At 70.3% G+C, this 16,893-nt stretch carries 19 protein-coding genes; 11 read left to right on the forward strand and 8 right to left on the reverse strand.

All coding sequences use genetic code 11. The features are described from left to right. Positions 1-39: 39 nt before the first annotated feature. Together C2865_RS07070 and C2865_RS07075 are read right to left on the reverse strand one after the other, a co-directional pair. Positions 40-1,467 carry an LCP family protein gene (locus tag C2865_RS07070; RefSeq protein ID WP_106397555.1) on the reverse strand — a complete coding sequence of 476 codons (1,428 nt, stop codon included), beginning with the start codon at positions 1,465-1,467 and terminating at the stop codon, positions 40-42. A 17-nt stretch (positions 1,468-1,484) separates the two neighbouring features. Then, positions 1,485-2,237, reverse strand: coding sequence for a TIGR03089 family protein (locus C2865_RS07075; protein ID WP_106397556.1), 753 nt, complete (start codon positions 2,235-2,237; stop codon positions 1,485-1,487). A gap of 76 nt (positions 2,238-2,313) precedes the next feature. Here C2865_RS07075 and C2865_RS07080 point away from each other — a divergent pair, with 76 nt between their 5' ends. Next, entirely contained in the window at positions 2,314-4,350 is a 2,037-nt protein-coding gene (locus C2865_RS07080) for a class-II aminoacyl-tRNA synthetase family protein (protein WP_106397557.1), read from the forward strand. A gap of 13 nt (positions 4,351-4,363) precedes the next feature. Here C2865_RS07080 and C2865_RS07085 read toward each other — a convergent pair whose 3' ends face one another. After that, the gene (locus C2865_RS07085; RefSeq protein WP_106397558.1) at positions 4,364-5,875 is read right to left on the reverse strand and encodes an LCP family protein; all 1,512 of its coding nucleotides are present in this window, start codon (positions 5,873-5,875) and stop codon (positions 4,364-4,366) included. A gap of 124 nt (positions 5,876-5,999) precedes the next feature. Here C2865_RS07085 and C2865_RS07090 point away from each other — a divergent pair, with 124 nt between their 5' ends. Next, positions 6,000-6,917, forward strand: coding sequence for a glycosyltransferase family 2 protein (locus C2865_RS07090; protein ID WP_106397559.1), 918 nt, complete (start codon positions 6,000-6,002; stop codon positions 6,915-6,917). After that, positions 6,914-7,981: a glycosyltransferase family 4 protein gene (locus tag C2865_RS07095; protein WP_106397560.1), complete on the forward strand. Its 1,068-nt coding sequence runs from the start codon at positions 6,914-6,916 to the stop codon at positions 7,979-7,981. Before C2865_RS07090 ends, C2865_RS07095 begins: the two co-directional genes overlap by 4 nt. Here C2865_RS07095 and trxA read toward each other — a convergent pair. Further along, on the reverse strand, positions 7,962-8,285 hold the full coding sequence (gene trxA, locus C2865_RS07100) for a thioredoxin (protein WP_106397561.1): 324 nt from the start codon (positions 8,283-8,285) through the stop codon (positions 7,962-7,964). The genes C2865_RS07095 and trxA overlap by 20 nt on opposite strands. Beyond that, entirely contained in the window at positions 8,282-9,223 is a 942-nt protein-coding gene (locus C2865_RS07105) for a lysylphosphatidylglycerol synthase transmembrane domain-containing protein (RefSeq protein WP_106397562.1), read from the reverse strand. The genes trxA and C2865_RS07105 overlap by 4 nt, the downstream gene beginning before the upstream one ends. An 86-nt stretch (positions 9,224-9,309) precedes the next feature. On the opposite strand from C2865_RS07105, the gene manB reads away from it, so the two are divergent. Beyond that, a complete protein-coding gene (gene manB, locus C2865_RS07110; protein WP_106397563.1) occupies positions 9,310-10,377 on the forward strand; it encodes a mannose-1-phosphate guanylyltransferase in 1,068 nt (355 codons plus the stop codon). A 113-nt stretch (positions 10,378-10,490) separates the two neighbouring features. Next, a complete protein-coding gene (locus C2865_RS07115; RefSeq protein WP_106397564.1) occupies positions 10,491-13,034 on the forward strand; it encodes a bifunctional FO biosynthesis protein CofGH in 2,544 nt (847 codons plus the stop codon). A 61-nt stretch (positions 13,035-13,095) separates the two neighbouring features. Here the strand turns inward: C2865_RS07115 and C2865_RS41340 are convergent, their stop codons facing one another. Then, on the reverse strand, positions 13,096-13,296 hold the full coding sequence (locus tag C2865_RS41340; RefSeq protein ID WP_106397565.1) for a DUF397 domain-containing protein: 201 nt from the start codon (positions 13,294-13,296) through the stop codon (positions 13,096-13,098). After that, positions 13,293-14,117, reverse strand: coding sequence for a helix-turn-helix domain-containing protein (locus C2865_RS07125; protein WP_157963604.1), 825 nt, complete (start codon positions 14,115-14,117; stop codon positions 13,293-13,295). Before C2865_RS07125 ends, C2865_RS41340 begins: the two co-directional genes overlap by 4 nt. A 258-nt stretch (positions 14,118-14,375) precedes the next feature. Between C2865_RS07125 and C2865_RS07130 the strand changes: the two genes are divergently transcribed. Together C2865_RS07130 and C2865_RS41345 are read left to right on the forward strand one after the other, a co-directional pair. Further along, on the forward strand, positions 14,376-14,660 hold the full coding sequence (locus C2865_RS07130; RefSeq protein WP_106397567.1) for a type II toxin-antitoxin system TacA family antitoxin: 285 nt from the start codon (positions 14,376-14,378) through the stop codon (positions 14,658-14,660). A gap of 96 nt (positions 14,661-14,756) precedes the next feature. After that, a complete protein-coding gene (locus C2865_RS41345) occupies positions 14,757-14,888 on the forward strand; it encodes a hypothetical protein (RefSeq protein ID WP_269802697.1) in 132 nt (43 codons plus the stop codon). Between the two features lie 56 nt (positions 14,889-14,944). On the opposite strand, the gene C2865_RS41785 is transcribed toward C2865_RS41345, so the two are convergent. Next, positions 14,945-15,196 carry a TetR family transcriptional regulator C-terminal domain-containing protein gene (locus C2865_RS41785; protein ID WP_106398612.1) on the reverse strand — a complete coding sequence of 84 codons (252 nt, stop codon included), beginning with the start codon at positions 15,194-15,196 and terminating at the stop codon, positions 14,945-14,947. Here C2865_RS41785 and C2865_RS07145 point away from each other — a divergent pair. The 4 genes from C2865_RS07145 to C2865_RS07160 all read left to right on the forward strand — a co-directional run bounded on the left by C2865_RS07145 (position 15,163) and on the right by C2865_RS07160 (position 16,790). Beyond that, complete coding sequence (locus tag C2865_RS07145) at positions 15,163-15,354, forward strand: hypothetical protein (RefSeq protein ID WP_198653079.1); 192 nt, start codon at positions 15,163-15,165, stop codon at positions 15,352-15,354. The two genes, C2865_RS41785 and C2865_RS07145, sit on opposite strands and share 34 nt — an antisense overlap. Before the next feature lie 56 nt (positions 15,355-15,410). After that, positions 15,411-15,698: a type II toxin -antitoxin system TacA 1-like antitoxin gene (locus C2865_RS07150; protein WP_106397570.1), complete on the forward strand. Its 288-nt coding sequence runs from the start codon at positions 15,411-15,413 to the stop codon at positions 15,696-15,698. After that, positions 15,698-16,078 carry a PIN domain-containing protein gene (locus C2865_RS07155; RefSeq protein ID WP_106397571.1) on the forward strand — a complete coding sequence of 127 codons (381 nt, stop codon included), beginning with the start codon at positions 15,698-15,700 and terminating at the stop codon, positions 16,076-16,078. The genes C2865_RS07150 and C2865_RS07155 overlap by 1 nt, the downstream gene beginning before the upstream one ends. Before the next feature lie 184 nt (positions 16,079-16,262). Further along, positions 16,263-16,790, forward strand: coding sequence for a DUF4240 domain-containing protein (locus tag C2865_RS07160; RefSeq protein WP_106398613.1), 528 nt, complete (start codon positions 16,263-16,265; stop codon positions 16,788-16,790). The last annotated feature ends 103 nt before the right edge of the window (positions 16,791-16,893 follow it).

Here is a 16,893-nt window from a genome sequence, read left to right on the forward strand (position 1 = left end):
GTTCCTAAAGCGCTGTTCTTCCACCGCAGACGCGGCGGGTCAGGTGGTCTTGCAGATGTTGTCGGTGGCCTTGACCTCGCCGTCCATCTTCTTGGGGATGCTGCTCTTGAGCTGGCCGGTCCAGTCGGGACCGAGGACGAGGTCGACCACTCCGGCGGCGGTCTTGGCGCCGGGGATCACCTTGGCGCCGGGGATGAGGGTGGCCAGCGTCGTGGCGGCGTCCTCGGCACCCTGGCCGTAGAGGATCTGGGTGGAGGGCGGGTTCTTCTTGGGGTTGCCGACCGAGAGTATCCGATAACCCTTCGCGGTCAGCGCCTCGCCGACCCGGCCCGCCGCCCCGTCGAAGCCGCTGCCGTTGAGCACCCGCACGTTGATCTCGGCGGGCGGGACGTCGGTGACCTTCTTCTTGGTCGGGTCCTCGATCTGGGTGTCGTTGGCGATCTGGGCGAAGAACTCGCCGGCTTCGGGCTCGCGCAGGGCCACCCGGTTGGGGTCGGGCGCGTAGGCGGTGTAGGGCGCCGTGATGAACCGGATCTTGCTCGGGGAGATGCCCTTCAGCTTGCCGGCGAGGTCGGTCATCTTGTTGAAGGTGAAGTCCTCGTCCACGGTGACGGTCTTGGTGAGCGAGCGCAGCAGCGCGTTCAGCGTCCCCGGGTTGCTCAGCACGTCCTGGCTCAGCGCCTTCTTGGCCAGCGAGCCGAGGAACTGCTGCTGGCGCTTGACGCGGTTGAGGTCCGAGCCGTCCTTGAAGCCGTACCGGGCGCGCACGTAGGCCAGCGCCTGCTCGCCCCTGACGTTGTGCGTGCCCTTCTTGAGGTTCAGCTTGCTCTTCGGGTCGTTGACGTCCTCGGTCAGGCAGATCTTGACGCCGCCGACCGCGTTGACCACGCCCTTGAAGCCGTTGAAGTCCACGACCACCGTGTGGTCGACGTGGATGTTGGTGACGTGCTGGATGGTCTTCCAGGTGCACATCATGCCGCCGATGGAGAACGCGGAATTGATCATCCCCATCTGCACGGGGGACTTGGTGCCGTCCGGGGTGGTGCAGCTGGGGATCTCGACCATGAGGTCGCGCGGGAAGCTGATGCCGACGGCCTGCTCACCGCCCGGCGACAGGTGCAGCAGGATCGTGGTGTCCGCGCGCGGCGTCTCGTCGACCAGGCTGCGGCCGTACTTGGCGTTGCCGCCTTTGCGGCTGTCGGAGCCCAGCAGCAGGATGTTGACCGCCTCGTTGAGCTTGGGCACCTGCGTGAGGATGCTCTTGTCGACGGGGACGCGCTTGATGCCGCTGTCGATGTAGCGCGCGTAGCCGTAAGCGGAGATGCTGCCGGCGACCAGCACCCCCGACAGTGCCACGGAGGTCCAACCGAGCGTCCGCCAGCCGCGGGAGAGGCCTTTGCCTTCTCCGGCGGGGGACTCGGGCCGCTGCGTCTCGTCGGCGTAGTCGAGATAGAGGGGGCTGTTCATGGCTCCACGAGAGTAGGTCAGAGGAGTCGCCGTACGGGGGCGTACGGCGCTTCCGGTCCGGCTATCGCAGTCACATGCTCCGTTTCGATCCGGCGAAGGATCAGATCATCATCCAAGTTGCGACAAAGTATGACGGATCCCCCGGCTTCGAGGGGGGCGAGCAGCCCGGCGACCAAGGCTTCGGAAGTGGTGTACGCCACCGTGCTGAGAGTGCGGTCACCGGCCGTCAGTCCGTGTCGCGCGACGGATTCCCGGACCTCCCCGTCGAGCCGCTCCCTGCTGAATGTGACGTTCATCACATTCAGCACGGGGGTGTTGGGCGGGGCCTCCACCGGGGAAGGTGAACGGTCCCCGTAGGACCGGATCTCCACCGCGTAGTCGGTGATCCAGGCGGGAGCGTCCGCCAGCGGCGCGCCGAACGCGTCCAGGGAGAGCCCCAGCACCTCATCAGCCCACCCGGGAGCGTTCTCGGGCGTGTCGGTGACCCAGATCCCCTCGTCCACGGCCGAGGCCAGCTCCGCGCGGGGGCCGATCACCACCCGCTGGCCGGTGTGCCACGCCGCGAACAGCAGCACCGCCGTCTGCCAGTGCGCCGGGAGGTCCAGCACGACCGTCCCGCCGGGACGGACGTCCAGGCCCTCCAGCAGCAGATTGCTCGTCTTGGCGACCCAGTTGTCGAAGGTGCGGCGGGAGAACTCCAGGCGCTCGCCGATCGCGTCGTCGTAGAAGGTCACCAGCGGCTTCTGCGCAGCCGCGCGCGTCAACTCCATGGAGGGAGGCTACCGACCCTTCTCCGCAGGAGGTCCCCTGATTTCGCCAGGCGCGGGCGATAGCCTGCTGCACCGTATGAACAGACCAGCGGTGCCGTCCCTCCTGCTGGCGCGGCTCTCCCTCGCGCCCGCGCTCCTCGTCGTCGCATGGCTGCTGGTCAGCCTGCCCCTGCTGCTGGCGGGCTCCTACACGATCGGGCCGGCCCTGGCCCTGTTCGTCCCCGTCGCCGCGCTGGTGGTGACCGTCGGCTGCCGCGGCGCGATCCGCGCGCAGGCGCCGCCCTCGCCCGGCCGGTACCTCGCCTGGTGGCCCGCGACCGGGGTGCTGCTGGTGAGCCTGGCCTTCCTGCTGCTGCAGCTGAAGTTCAACTCCGAGCAGATCATCGTGCGGCGCGACCCGGCGACCTACGTGCAGTTCGCGACCTGGCTGAACGACCACGGCCGCCTGCCGGTCACCACGTCGCCGTGGGCCTTCGGCGGCGACGACCCGATCCTGCGGTTCGCCAGCCCCGGCTTCTACGAATCCGGCGGCGAGCTGGTCCCGCAGTTCCTGGCCGGGCTGCCGCTGCTGCTGGCGCTGGGCGGCTGGATCGGCGGGACGCCGGTGCTGCTGGCGATGTCGCCGCTGCTGGGCGCGGGCGCGGTGCTGTCGTTCGGCGGGCTCACCGCCCGGCTGGTCGGCCCGCTGTGGGCGCCGGTCGGGGCGCTGGCCTTCGCCCTGTGCTGGCCGCTGATGTTCGTCTCCCGCTCCACCTACAGCGAGACCGCCGCGCTGGTGCTGCTGCTGGGCGGCCTGTGCCTCATGCACGACGTGCGCGACCTGCGGGAGGGGCGCCTCCGCGCGTTCCTGGCCGGGCTCTGCCTCGGCCTGGTGGTGCTGGTGCGCATCGACGGGCTGCGGGACGTCCTGCCCGTCGTGGTCTTCGCGGGCGTGCTGTTCGCGCGCCGCCGCCGCACCGGGATCCCGCTGGCGGCCGGGCTCGTGCTCGGCGCGGCGGGCGGGCTCGCCGAGGGCTTCCTGCTCTCGCGGCCCTACCTGGACTACATCGGCGGGTCGCTCCGGCCGCTGCTGATGATCAGCGGCGCGGCGGTCGCGGGCACGCTCGTCATGGTCGCGGCGTGGCGGCTGCGGCCCGGCTGGTTCCTGCGCGCGGGCGACCTGGTGGCGCGGGGCAGGCTCCCGGACGCCGCGGCCGTCCTGACCGTGCTGCTGGTGCTGGCCTTCGCGGTGCGGCCGTACGTGCAGACGGTGCGCAGGGTGCCCGGCAACCCCGAGGACGCCTTCAACTCCGGCTACATCGAGCACATCCAGCGCAGCACCGGCCTGCCCGTCGACGGCGCCCGCCAGTACACCGAGCTGGCCCTGCACTGGGTCGTCTGGTACGTCGGGCTGCCCGCCCTCCTCCTGGCCACGTTCGGCGCGGCAGTCCTGGTGCGGCGGCTGCTGCGCGGCGAGTCGCCCGCCTGGGTGCTGCCGTTCTCGATCATCGCGCTGACCACCGTGGCGACGCTGCTGCGGCCCGGCATCACCCCCGACCACCCGTGGGCGTCGCGGCGGCTGGTGGCCGTGGTGATCCCCGGCGTGCTGCTGCTGGCGGTCTGGATGCTGGCGTGGGCGACCCGGCGGTTCCGCCGCCTGGGCTACGGGCGGGCCGCGACGTTCGCGATGGCGTTCGCCGGGACGGCGGTGCTGCTCGTCCCGGTCGGCGCGTCCTCGGCCGGGCTGGTCTTCAAGGCGGTCGACCAGGGCGAGCTGAGAGCGGTCGACGGGCTGTGCGCCGGGCTGCGGCAGGGCACGACCGTGCTCATCGTGGAGCGGGTGACCGCCGACCGGTTCTCACCCGTCGTGCGCAACATGTGCGGCGTGCCGACGGCCCGGGTGGACGGCGCGGACGTGCGGGACGTGCAGCGCGTCGCGGACCGCGTCCTCGCGGCGGGCCGCCGCCCGGTGCTGCTCGGCGCGGAGCTCGCCGACGTAGCCCCCTACGGGGAGCCCCGCAAGGTGGTGGACCTGCGGACCCGCCAGGACGGCCACGCGCTGGACGACCGCCCCAAGCACACCTGGGCGCTGCGCATCACCGTCTGGCAGTCCGAGTACGCGCCGCGGGGCTGAGCCCGGCCGCGGGTCAGGCGGTCTTCTTGCAGATGTTGTCGCTGGCCTTGATCTCGCCGTCCACCTTCGGGATGGAGGCGGAGCCGTTGCCGCCGAGGCCGGTGTAGTCGGCGCCGAGGTAGAGGTAGACGACGCCGGCCTGGCCGTCGGGGGAGGCCTCGGGGACCACGCCGGGCACCAGCTTGGCCAGCTGGGCGGCGGCGTCCTCGCCGCCGGGTCCGTAGTGGACGGCGGTCTTCTCCAGGGAGCCGTTCTTGTAGACGCCGGTGGAGCCCAGGGAGGCCTGGTACTTCTTGGCGACCAGGTCGGTGACCGCGCGCCCGGCGAGGCCCTGCTGGTTGGTGCCGTTGTAGACCTTCACCGTGACGGTCGAGGGGTCGACCCTCTTCGCAGGGGCGCTGACGGTCTGGGTCTTGGTCTGCGGGGTCTTCTCGGTCTTGGGCAGGGTGTTGTCGCGGCGGATCGCGGCGAACAGCTCCTGGGCCTCCTCCTGCTTCCACAGGACGCGGCCGCTCAGGTTGGAGTTCGCGGCGATCTCGGCCTCGGTCGGGTAGTACCAGGGCACCGTGACGAACTTGATGGACTTGGTGTTGATGCCCTTGACCTTGGTGGCGAGGTCGAGGATCTCGGTGGAGTTGAAGCCCTTGTCGGTCTTGAGGGACTTGGTCGCCGCGTTGACGAACTTGATCATCTTCGCCGGGTCGGTCATGACGCCCTTGCTGGTCGCCTTCTGGATGACCGCGCTCATGAACTGCTGCTGGCGCTGGATGCGGCCGAGGTCGGAGCCGTCGCCCAGGGAGTAGCGGGTGCGGACCCAGCCCAGGGCCTGCTCGCCGTTGAGGGTCTGCCGCCCGGCCTTGGGGATGACCAGCTTGGCCTTGGGGTCGGTGAAGGCCTTGGGCGAGCAGACCTCGACGCCGCCGAGCGCGTTCACGATGCCCTTGAACCCGCTGAAGTCGACCTTCACGAAGTGGTCGATGCGGATCTGGGTGAGCGTCTCGATGGTGTTCCAGGTGCAGTACGGGCCGCCGTTGGTGAAGGCGGAGTTGATCATGCCCTGGTGCGCGGCGATGGCCTGCCCGGACGCGGACTTGCACTGGGGGAGGTCCACCCAGGAGTCGCGGGGGAAGCTGATGCCGATCGCCTTCTCGCCGCCGGCCGACAGGTGCAGCAGGATCGTGGTGTCGGAACGTTCCCCGTCGGTCCTGCCGTACTTGGCGTTGCCGCGTCCCTCGCGGGTGTCGGAGCCCATCACGAGGATGTTCACCGAGCTGTTGAGCTTGTCGGGGCGCTTGTCCTCGTCGGCGAGGTTGCCGTGCTCGTCGTCGAGCTGCTCGATGTTGCCCGCGACCAGCTTGTAGTAGAAGCCGTAGGCGGTCAGGCTGCCGAGCACCAGTACGGAGGCGAGCGTGATGGAGACCCACTGGACGATCTTCCAGCCGGTGCCGCGCACCACGGGGATCTCGTGACCGGTGATCTCGGGGCGTTCCAGATAGTCCAAGCCGTAGTCGACTCCGTCGCGCATGACCTCGTGATCTCTCTGAGTGCGCCAAAGATTCGCAGCAGTATTGCGTAAGTCACGCGGCTTGTCCTAATCATCGGGTCCGGAGTGCGGGGAATCGCACCCGCCCTCCGAGGGGCCGCTACCCTTGGCGACCGTGAGTCCCGAGCAGCCGTCTCCGCACGTCACCGTCGTCCTGCCCTGCTACAACGAGCAGGACCACGTGATAGACGAGGTCGAGCGCATCACCAAGGCCATGGACGCCAGCGGCATGACGTACGAGCTGCTGGCCTACGACGACTGCTCCAGCGACGACACGCTCCAGCGGTTGCGCGACGCCGAGCCGCTCTACCCCCACCTCAAGGTCACCGCCTTCCACCACAACAGCGGCTCGGGCACGATCCGCAGGATCGGCAGCCAGCAGGCCCGCGGCGACGTCGTGGTGTGGACCGACGCGGACATGACCTACCCCAACGAGCGCATCCCCGAGCTGGTGCGCATCCTGGACGAGGACCCGTCCGTCGACCAGGTGGTGGGCGCACGGCGCACCGAGGAGGGCAGCCACAAGCTGCTGCGGGTGCCGGCCAAGTGGGCGATCCGCAAGATCGCCGAGCGGCTGTCCGGGTCGCGGATCCCCGACCTGAACTCGGGGCTGCGGGCGTTCCGCAAGGACGTCGCCCGGCCCTACCTGCGGCTGCTGCCGCCCGGCTTCTCCTGCGTCACCACGATCACGCTGGCGTTCCTGTGCAACCAGCACCAGGTGATGTACCTGCCGATCGACTACTTCAAGCGGGCCGGGAAGTCGAAGTTCCACTTCACCAAGGACGCCTACCGCTACATCCTGCAGGTGCTGCGGATGGTCATGTACTTCAACCCGCTCAAGGTGCTGATGCCGCTCGCGTTGTGGCTGCTGGGCCTGGCCGTGCTGAAGGGCGTCGTCGACCAGTTCCGGCACAACCTCCTGTACTTCTCCAACAACACGATGCTGATGTTCATGAGCGGCCTGCTCATCGCGTCCCTGGCGCTGCTGGCGGACCTCATCGTGCGGTCGCGGGGAGACGAGTGAGGGTCGCGCTGGTCGGCCCCGCCTTCCCGTACAAGGGAGGCGGGGCGCAGCACACGACCGAGCTGGCGCACCGGCTCCGCGCGGCGGGGCACGAGGTGGTGCTGGAGTCGTGGAAGGCGCAGTACCCGGGCTTCCTGTACCCGGGGCAGCAGACCATCGACGTCCCCGAGGGCGAGGTGTTCCCCGGGACGCGCCGTGAGTTGTCGTGGCGGCGTCCGGACGGCTGGTACCGGGTGGGGAGGCGGCTGCGCTCCTGCGACCTCGTGGTGTTCGCGGTGCTCTCGTCCGTCCAGGTCCCGGCCTACCTCGGGCTGCTGCGGGGGATCGGGAGGTCGGCGCGGGTGGTCGCGCTGTGCCACAACGTGCTCCCGCACGAGCCGAAGCCCTACGACCGCCCGCTGATGCGGGCGCTGCTCAGGCGGGTGGACGGGGTGCTGGTGCACTCGGACGAGCAGGCCGCGCTGGCCCGCTCCCTGGGGCCGACCCCGGTGACGGCGGCCGAGATGCCCGCGCACCTTCCCGCCATGCGGCGGGCGGAAGCGCCCTCGGAGGGCGTCCGGGGGCGCCTGCTGTTCTTCGGGATGGTGCGCCCCTACAAGGGGCTGGACGTACTGCTCAGGGCTCTGCCTGACGGTGTGGGGCTGACCGTGGCGGGAGAGTTCTGGAGCGGTCTGGACGACACCCGCGCCCTGGTCGCGGAGCTCGGACTGGCCGAACGCGTCGAGCTGCTGCCCGGCTACGTCCCGGCGGAGCGGATCGGCGGCCTGTTCGCGGCGTGCGACGCGCTGGTGCTGCCCTACCGCTCGGCGACCGCGTCGCAGAACGTCCTCATGGCCTTCGAGCACGGCGTCCCGGTGATCGCCACCAGGGTCGGCGGCTTCCCGTCCCAGCTCCGCGAGGGAGTGGACGGCCTGCTGGCCGACCCCGGCGACGCCGTGTCGCTGCGCGAGGCGATCGCGCGGTTCTACGAGGACCCGGAGCGGTTCCGCGCCGAGGTGCGCAGACCCGACCACGGCCCGGTCTGGGACGCCTACCTCGACGCGCTCACAGGTGCGGCTCGATGAACTGGACCAGGGCGCGCTTGGGCTTGGCGCCGACGACCTGGCCGACGACCTCGCCGCTCTTGTAGAGGTTGAGGGTGGGGGCGCCCATGATGCCGTAGTCGCGGACGGTCTGCGGGTTCTCGTCCAGGTCCACCTTGACGATCTTCAGCCTGCCCTCGTACTCGGCGGCGATCTGGTCGAGCACCGGGGCGACCATCCGGCAGGGGCCGCACCAGGTCGCCCAGAAGTCCACCAGGACCGGCAGGTCCGACTTGAGGACCTCCTCCTCGAAGGTCGCGTCGGTCACGGGGAAGGGTGCGCTCACGGTGACTCCTCCAGCGGATGTTGATCGTCACCGGGAACAAGGCGCCTGTCGTCCGTTTCATTCCCGTTCGTCGGAGGACGGACGAGGGAACCCGCGCCCGCCCACAACAGGTCGGCCGCGGTGAGCACGGCCCGCGAGGCCAGCGCGACGAGCAGCGCCTCGGCGGAGGAGATCACGGGGGCGAGCGCGAGCGTCAGCGCGGCCTCCCGCGCGCCCAGCCCGCCGGGCGCGAAGATGACGAGGAAGCCGACCACGTAGGCCAGCGCGTAGGCGCCGCAGGCGAGCGCCGGGGAGCCGGACGGCAGCAGCAGCCACACGTGCAGCCCGAAGAGGGCCCAGCCCAGCAGCGTCCACGCCACCGCCTTGCTCATCGGAGTGAGTCCCAGGGTGGTGGCCAGGGGCGGTCGCCGGACGATCCGCAGCGCGAGGTTCAGCCCCCACGTGACGATCCTCGGGTGCAGGCAGGCCAGCATCACCGGTGCCAGGGCCAGCGCCCACCAGTAGCGGCGGGCGGCGTCACCGGAGGTCAGCGGGAGGGTCGCGGCGGCGGTGACGCACCCCGTCGCGACCGTGGTCGCCATCGCGAGGAGCGTCGCGCCGCCCGACGCGACGCGGGGCACCCCGTACGGCCGGGCGAGCTCCACCTGTCCGAGGAGCGCCCACACCGAACCGGGCACGTACTTGCCGAGCTGTCCGAGGAACATGATCCTGGTGGTGGCCGGCACCGGCAGGGGGGCGCCGAACCCGGCCAGCAGCGACCGCCACCCGAGCATCCAGCAGCCCAGGCCGGCCATGCCGGCCAGCAGCGCTCCGCCCAGCAGGGGCAGGGACAACCGGGAGAGGGCGTCGGCGAAGGAGTCCCACTGCGTTACCACGCCGTACGCGCAGAATCCCAGTGCGACCAGCACGAAGAGAAGCCGGGGCCAGCGTGAGGTCACCGGGCCAGCCTACGTGGGTAAGGGGCCAAGTAGGCTCTGTGATCAGTCGCGAGCGGCGGGTTCGGGTATGTCCGGAAGGGTGAGGCGTGGAAGCGATTCTCTTGGTCGGTGGCAGAGGCACGAGACTGCGGCCTTTGACGATCTCCACTCCCAAGCCCCTGCTGCCCACGGCGGGGGTGCCCTTCCTCGCGCACCAGCTGGCCAGGGCCAGCGCCGCGGGCATCACGCGGATCGTCTTCGCCACCTCCTACCGCGCGGAGATGTTCGAGGCGGCCTTCGGTGACGAGGCCTACGGGGTCGAGCTGGTCTACGTGGACGAGCGGCGGCCGCTGGGCACCGGCGGCGCGATCCGCAACGCCGCGCAGGAGCTGCGCGGTGAAGCCGACGACCCCGTCCTGGTGCTCAACGGCGACATCCTGTCCGGGCACTCCATCCCCGACCAGGTGGCGATGCACCAGAAGGCCGACGCGGCCGTGACGCTGCACCTGAGCGAGGTGGACGACCCGTCGCGGTTCGGCTGCGTGCCGACGGACGGGACGGGGCGCGTCACCGCGTTCCTGGAGAAGACCAACAACCCGGTGACCAACCGGATCAACGCCGGCTCGTACGTCTTCCGCCGGTCGGTGATCGACACGATCCCGTTCAACGAGGTCGTGTCGGTGGAGCGCGAGACGTTCCCCGGGCTGATCGCGGCCGGGCACACCGTCATGGGGTTCGTGGACCCGCAGTACTGGCTGGACGTGGGCACCCCGTCGGCGTTCGTGCGCGGCTCGTGCGACCTGGTGCTGGGCCGCCTGGACTCCCCGGCGCTGCCCGGGCCGACCGGTCCCGTGCTGGCGCTGGAGGGCGCGAACGTCTCGCCGCGCGCGGTGGTGACCGCGGGCACCGTCGTCGGCGCCGACGCCACGATCGAGGCGGGCTCGACGGTGTCGGGCAGTGTGCTCTTCGACGAGGCGGTCGTGGCCAAGGGCGCGTGGGTGCGCAACTCCGTGCTCGGCCGCGGCGCGCGGGTGGCGTCCGGCGCGATGCTGGACGGCGCGATCCTGGGCGACGGCGCGGTCGTGGGGCCGGGCAACGAGCTGGGCGACGGGCTGCGCCTGTGGCCGGGCATCGAGCTGCCGCCCACGGCGGTGCGCTTCTCCAGCGACGTGTGACGTAGTACGGGCGGCGGCGGAAGAATTCCGCCGCCCGCGTTGTTCTCCCGGTCGGTTCTCTCGAGGGGCCCTGCCTCTGTCTTCATTATGACGATTGGCATAGAGTTCGCCTCATGGAGAGCGCTGTGAGTGAATCGGGGCTGCGGCGGGCGCTCGCACGGGCCCGAGACGGCAAGACCCTGGACCAGGCCGAGGCGGCGATCCTGCTGCACGCCCGAGGCCCTCAGCTCGACGACCTGCTGACCTACGCCTCGCGGACCCGCGACGCGGGGCTGGAGGCCGCCGGACGGCCAGGAGTGATCACCTACAGCCGCAAGGTGTTCATCCCGCTGACCCGGCTCTGCCGGGACCGCTGCGGCTACTGTACTTTCGCCACCGCCCCGAACAGGCTCCCGGCCCCCTTCCTCAGCCCCGACGAGGTGCTGGAGATCGCCCGGCAGGGCGCCGCCATGGGCTGCAAGGAAGCGCTCTTCACCCTCGGCGACCGGCCCGAGGACCGCTGGCACCAGGCCCGCGAGTGGCTCGACGAGCAGGGCTACGACGACACGCTCTCCTACGTGCGGGCCATGGCGATCCGGGTGCTGGAGGAGACCGGGCTGCTGCCCCACCTCAACCCCGGCGTGCTGACCTGGCGCGACTTCCAGCGGCTCAAGCCCGTCGCGCCGTCCATGGGCATGATGCTGGAGACCACCGCGACCCGGTTGTTCAGCGAGAAGGGCGGCCCGCACTACGGCTCGCCCGACAAGGACCCGGCCGTCCGGCTGCGGGTGCTGGAGGACGCCGGGCGCTGCAACGTCCCGTTCACCACCGGCATCCTCATCGGCATCGGCGAGACCGTCGAGGAGCGCGCCGACGCGTTGTTCGCCATCCGGCGGACGATGCGCGAGTACGGGGCGATCCAGGAGGTCATCGTCCAGAACTTCCGCGCCAAGCCCGACACCGCCATGCGGGGGACGCCCGACGCGGAGCTGGAGGAGCTGGCCGCGACGATCGCCGTCGCCCGGCTCGTGCTGGGGCCCAGGGCGCGCATCCAGGCCCCGCCGAACCTGGTGGACTCCGAGTACGCGCTGATGCTCCGCGCGGGCATCGACGACTGGGGCGGAGTCTCGCCGCTGACGCCCGACCACGTGAACCCCGAACGGCCCTGGCCGCAGATCGACGAGCTGGCGGCGAAGACCGCCTCGTCCGGCTTCCGGTTGCGGGAGCGGCTCACCATCTATCCCGAGTACGTCCGCAAGGGCGAGCCGTGGCTGGACCCGCGGCTGCTCGCGCACGTCCGCGCCCTGTCGGACGCCGACGGGCTGGCGAACGAGGACGCCGTCGTGGAAGGGCGGACCTGGCAGGAGCCCGACGGCGGGTTCACCGCGTCCGGCCGCACCGACCTGCACGTCGAGATCGACACCGAGGGCCGCACGTCCGACCGCCGCGACGACTTCGACGAGGTGTACGGCGACTGGGAGGCGCTGCGCGAACGCGTCAACGCTCCCCAGCGGTTCGACGCCGACGTGAAGGCCGCGCTCGCCGCCGCCGAGAAGGACCCCGGAGGCCTGTCGGACGAGCACGCCCTGGCGCTGCTCCACGCCGAAGGCCCCGAGCTGGAGGCGCTCGCGGCGCTCGCCGACGACCTGCGCAAGGAGGCCGTCGGCGACGACGTCACCTACGTCGTCACCCGGAACATCAACTTCACCAACGTCTGCTACACCGGCTGCCGCTTCTGCGCGTTCGCCCAGCGCCGCACCGACGCCGACGCCTACAACCTGTCCCTCTCCCAGGTCGGCGACCGCGTCGAACAGGCGTGGGAGGCGGGCGCCACCGAGATCTGCATGCAGGGCGGCATCCACCCCGACCTGCCCGGCACCGCCTACTTCGACCTCGCCCGCGAGGTGAAGAAGCGCGCCCCCGAGATCCACCTGCACTCCTACAGCCCGATGGAGGTCATCAACGGCGTCTCCCGCACGGGCCTGTCGCTGCGCGAGTGGCTCATCGCGGCGAAGGAGGCGGGCGTGGACTCGCTGCCCGGCACCGCCGCCGAGATCCTCGACGACGACGTCCGCTGGGTGCTGACGAAGGGCAAGCTCCCCACGTCGGCATGGGTGGACGTGGTGACCACGGCCCACGAGGTCGGCCTGCCCACGACGTCGACGATGATGTACGGCCACGTCGACACCCCCGCCCACTGGGTGGGGCACCTGAAGCTCCTGCGCTCCATCCAGGAGAGGACGGGCGGCTTCACCGAGTTCGTGCTGCTGCCGTTCGTCCACCACAACGCGCCCATCTACCTGGCCGGCCTGGCCCGCCCGGGGCCGACCGTCCGCGAGAACCGGGCCGTCCACGCCCTGGCCCGCGTCCTGCTGCACGGCGCCATCCCCAACATCCAGACCTCCTGGGTGAAACTGTCGGACGACCTGGTCACCGAGGTCCTCCAGGGCGGCGTCAACGACCTGGGCGGCACGCTGATGGAGGAGACCATCTCCCGCATGGCGGGCTCCGACAACGGCAGCTTCAAGACCATGTCGTCCCTGGAGGCGATGGCCGCCCGCGCCGGCCGCCCCGCCGTCCAGCGCACCACCACCTACGGCCGCCCCACCGCCGAACGCGTCGAGGCCGCCCGCAAGACCGACGGCGTGGGCCACTTCCTTCCCCTGGCGGTCAAGTAGGCACGCCTCGCACGACGAGAGGGTCCCCGTCCGTGTTCCGCGGACGGGGACCCGAGAGGCATCAGCGGCGGTCGTCCTCCACGCGGAGCGAACGCGTGAAGGCACGGAAGGCGGCCTTGTCGAACAGGTGCACGCGCCTGGCGGGGTTCTTGGAGTCGCGCACGGCGATCCGTCCGGAGATCTCGGCGACTTCCACGCACTCTCCGCCTTGATGCCCGCTGTGGCTGCTCTTGCGCCACTGCGGTGCTGATCCGTGTGTCATGGCTCCTCCAACACGGTTCTGATCATGGCGAGTGACTCGTTCACGCGCAGGGCATGCCCTTGGATCAGCTCGTACTCTACGCCGAGATCGGCGACTCGTGCCGGATTGTCCATCAGTATTCCGTTACCGGCGGATTCGGTGTAAGCGGCCTGCGTTCCATCCTCAAAGGTGAACAGGGTGAAGCTCCCGGTGAGGCCGGAGTAGTAGCCGCTGTCCATCGGTACGACGCGCACCGTGATGTTGTGCCGCGTGGCGAGCGCGAGAAGATGCTCCAACTGCGCCCGGTGCATTTCCGCGGTGCCTATGACGCGGCGGAGCAGGACCTCATCGACTGTCAGAAAGATCCGGGGCGGATTCTCCCTGTTCAGGACGCCGGTCTGCCGGGACAGGCGCTTTTCCGTGAGAGCCGCCGCGGTCTCGGTGTCGTTCACCACGGACATGATCGCTTTCACGATGTCCGGCGTCTGGAAGAGGCCGTGAAGAAGCATGCCACTGTAGATCCTGATGGTGGCCGCCTGGATTTCCCGCTCCAGATATTCGGGAAACCCAGGCGGCAGAATTGCCAGGTGGCGGGTGTCGACGATGTTCCGCCACAGTCGGACGAAGATCCCGTTGATCTTGAAGAACGTGTCGCAGTCCTCGGAGAACTTCTGTGACGGCTTGTTCTTGCAGTCTTCGAGCTGCGCGATGTAGGCCGGGGTGTAGCCCAGCAGCCGGGCCAGTTCGGTCTTGTTGAGTCTGGCCTCCTCGCGCCAGGCCGTCAGCTCGCCCGCGTAGGCGCGTATCGCCGGAGACGTGGAGGGGGTGCTCGAAGCCGACATCACGTGCTCCCAGGGGCAGAGGACGAGCGAGGAGAGTCCCCGGACCACTCCCGTTCTCCGAGGCTTGGTCGCCCACGGTAGCCGCGCACATCGACCCCGGTCACGGCGATGCGCCAACCTGGGGAAAACCTCGCGGAGGAAATGCCACGAATCGCCACCCTTCCGGCTGCCGGGGCCGACCGTTCGCGGAAGCCGCTCCATCCCCCGCTCGATGAGGCAAGACGAGGTACTTGGGTACCTCGACCTCAGGAGGTGGTCATGGCCGGAGCTGCGAACCCCAGGCGTCAGGCACCGCTGAAGATCGACCCGGAGACGGACGAGCTGATCTCCCAGGCCGCGCATTTCCTCGGCATGACCAAGAAGGACTTCGTCACCGAAGCCGCCAAGGCCTGTCTGGAACAGCGGCGAGAGGAGGTCCGGCTCGGGATGATCGAGTCGATGAGGGTGCTGGACGGTCCCCTTCACCGGAGTGTCGCGATGCTGACGAGTTTGTCGCCCGAGCGGATCGAGGAACTCGGCGGCGTCGGCGACTGGGAGGACTGACGCATGACGGTGCGTCCCACGCTGCGTTGCCTGCGGGAAGACCTCCGCCTTCCCGTACCGGGAGCCCGGGTTCCGCTGGATCAGATCGAACACCCTTTGCTGAGAAAGGCGACCGAGCAGTTCGCCGACGCCGAGGCGGCCCCGGGCCTGGCCGACTGGCTGCGCGACGTGGTCTTCGCGAACGCCGAGGCCCGCGGCGTCGAACCGCAGACCGCCGCCTGGGGATGACCGCGGCCGTCCGTCCGGCTCGAACGGTGCGTCCGCGGCGGGCTGGGAGAGGCGGGTCAGGGGACGCGGAGCGCCGCGATGCGCTCCTCCAGGACGGCCGGCGCGGAGTCCGGAGTGCGGCGTCCGAACAGGACCTGCAGGTTCAGCCCGTCGGTGAGGGTGATCAGCGCGTCCGCCTCCCGGGCGGCGTCGAGGTCCGGCCGCAGCCGCCCGCCTCCTGGGCGACGCGGATGAGCAGGGCGAGAAGCTCCGCGAGTCCCGCGTACTGGTCGCGTTGGACGTCGGAGCCGTGCCGTTCGTCCAGGGATTCGGCTCGGCCCTCACCCAGGAGTCGTGGGACACCGCCTTCGGGGTGGCCGGTCTGCTCCGGGCGGCGGGGCTGTCCCGGTGGACGGATCTGTTGATCGGCGGGGCCGGGGCGGTCCTGCTCGCCTGGGCCGCGACCCGGCACCGGGCACGCGGCTGACGTCGAGAGCGCGACAGCGGTAGGAAAGCCTTCCTACCGTGGGTTACGGTGGGGCCATGACTGTACGGAAGCTGTCGATCTCGGTGCCGTCCGAAGTCGAGGAGCTGCTCAAGGAAGCCGCGGCGGGTGAGGGAAAGTCGGTGTCGGCCTGGCTGGCAGAGGCCGCTGTCGAGAAGGCTCAGCTCGCTGCACTGCAGGTGCAGGGACGAGCGGCCGCGCGCGAGCTGGTGTCGGAGTACGAGAACGAGTACGGGCCCCTGCCGGAGGAGTCGAAGCGGCGCGCTCACGATTTCCTCCTGGAGATCGGACTGCTGGACGACGAATCCTGGCCGGAGGTCGGCTAGTGCGCACGATCGTCTACGACACCGGTGCTCTGCTGGCCGCGGAACGCCGCAATCCGGATCTCCTCGCTCTGCACGAGCGGTTGACGTCGGCTCGTATCAGACCTCTCGTGCCGGTCGTGGTACTCGCTCAGGCATGGCGCGGCGGACCGCAGCACCAGATCTCCAGGCTTCTCAAGGGCTGTGAGATCGTCCCGGACGGCCAGCGGATCGGCAGAGCCGCCGGAGTGGCCTGCGGAGCGGCGGGAACCTCGGACGTGGTCGACGCGATCGTGGTCGCCACCGCCGTGCAGAACAACGCCGCCGTGGTCACCAGCGATCCCGGGGATTTGACCCACCTGGCGGATTCCCTGGGGGTGAAGATCAGCCTCTTCACCGTCTGACGAGGGTGCTCGGAAAGACCTTCGGGTCGCGGTGTCGACCGACCCGGCACCTCCTCCTGCCCCGGGTCTTCTTCGCCGGAGGCGTTTGATGGTGGGTTTCTCGGACGGGGCGTCGGTGGGGAACGGTGTGTTTCGGGAAGGCGGGATTGTCGGGGGGCGGGGCTAGCCTGCGGGCGTGGTGGACATGGGAGGCGGTCGGGTTCCGGCCGCGGAGGAAGAAGAGCGGTTCTGGGGGCTGGTGGAGGCGGCGTGGGGGGCGTCGGGGGCCGAGGTCGCGCGGGCGCGGCGGGCGTTGGCGAGCCGGGCTCCGGGGACTGAGGCGTGGGACCTGCTCGGCGTGGTCGACGGGGCGCTCGGGGCGTTCCTGCGCGAGCTCGCCGGGCGGTGCGGCGGAGCGTCGGCGGAGGAGCTGACCGTGCTCGACCGGGTGCTGGAACGCAAGCTCCACGAGATCGACCGGGCGGACGTCCATGCGGTGACCGACGGGTCGGACGACGGCTTCCTCTACGCTCGCGGGTTCATCGTCGCGATGGGGCGGGACTTCTACGACGCGGTGGTCCGCGATCCGCAGATGGCGGTGCAGGACGCCGACTGCGAGGCGATGTGCTACTTCTTCGCGCGGCTGCACCAGGAGCGGTTCGGGGACCACCCGGACACCGGGTCGGGGATCACACGCGAGTCGTGCTCGAATCCGGCGGGCTGGCCCTCCTGAGGAGGGCACCGGGGGCGGCCCTGATGCGGCGGGGGGCCAAGAGCGCTTCCCGCGCTCTGACAGCGGTCCTGAAGTCCGCGGGAGAAGGGCGGCCCGCAGCGGT

It is taken from the genome of Actinocorallia populi, from assembly GCF_002995495.1.
GTDB classification, from domain to species: Bacteria; Actinomycetota; Actinomycetes; order Streptosporangiales; family Streptosporangiaceae; genus Actinocorallia; species Actinocorallia populi.

What these genes read in the sequence shown, in the direction of transcription:
- C2865_RS07130 (WP_106397567.1), top strand. Translation starts at nt 14,376, where the DNA reads ATGGCCGGAGCTGCGAACCCCAGGCGTCAGGCACCGCTGAAGATCGAC.
- C2865_RS07125 (WP_157963604.1), bottom strand. Translation starts at nt 14,117, where the DNA reads ATGTCGGCTTCGAGCACCCCCTCCACGTCTCCGGCGATACGCGCCTAC.
- C2865_RS07150 (WP_106397570.1), top strand. Translation starts at nt 15,411, where the DNA reads ATGACTGTACGGAAGCTGTCGATCTCGGTGCCGTCCGAAGTCGAGGAG.
- C2865_RS07070 (WP_106397555.1), bottom strand. Translation starts at nt 1,467, where the DNA reads ATGAACAGCCCCCTCTATCTCGACTACGCCGACGAGACGCAGCGGCCC.
- C2865_RS07080 (WP_106397557.1), top strand. Translation starts at nt 2,314, where the DNA reads ATGAACAGACCAGCGGTGCCGTCCCTCCTGCTGGCGCGGCTCTCCCTC.
- C2865_RS41340 (WP_106397565.1), bottom strand. Translation starts at nt 13,296, where the DNA reads ATGACACACGGATCAGCACCGCAGTGGCGCAAGAGCAGCCACAGCGGG.
- C2865_RS07085 (WP_106397558.1), bottom strand. Translation starts at nt 5,875, where the DNA reads ATGCGCGACGGAGTCGACTACGGCTTGGACTATCTGGAACGCCCCGAG.
- C2865_RS07075 (WP_106397556.1), bottom strand. Translation starts at nt 2,237, where the DNA reads ATGGAGTTGACGCGCGCGGCTGCGCAGAAGCCGCTGGTGACCTTCTAC.
- C2865_RS07115 (WP_106397564.1), top strand. Translation starts at nt 10,491, where the DNA reads ATGGAGAGCGCTGTGAGTGAATCGGGGCTGCGGCGGGCGCTCGCACGG.
- C2865_RS07160 (WP_106398613.1), top strand. Translation starts at nt 16,263, where the DNA reads ATGGGAGGCGGTCGGGTTCCGGCCGCGGAGGAAGAAGAGCGGTTCTGG.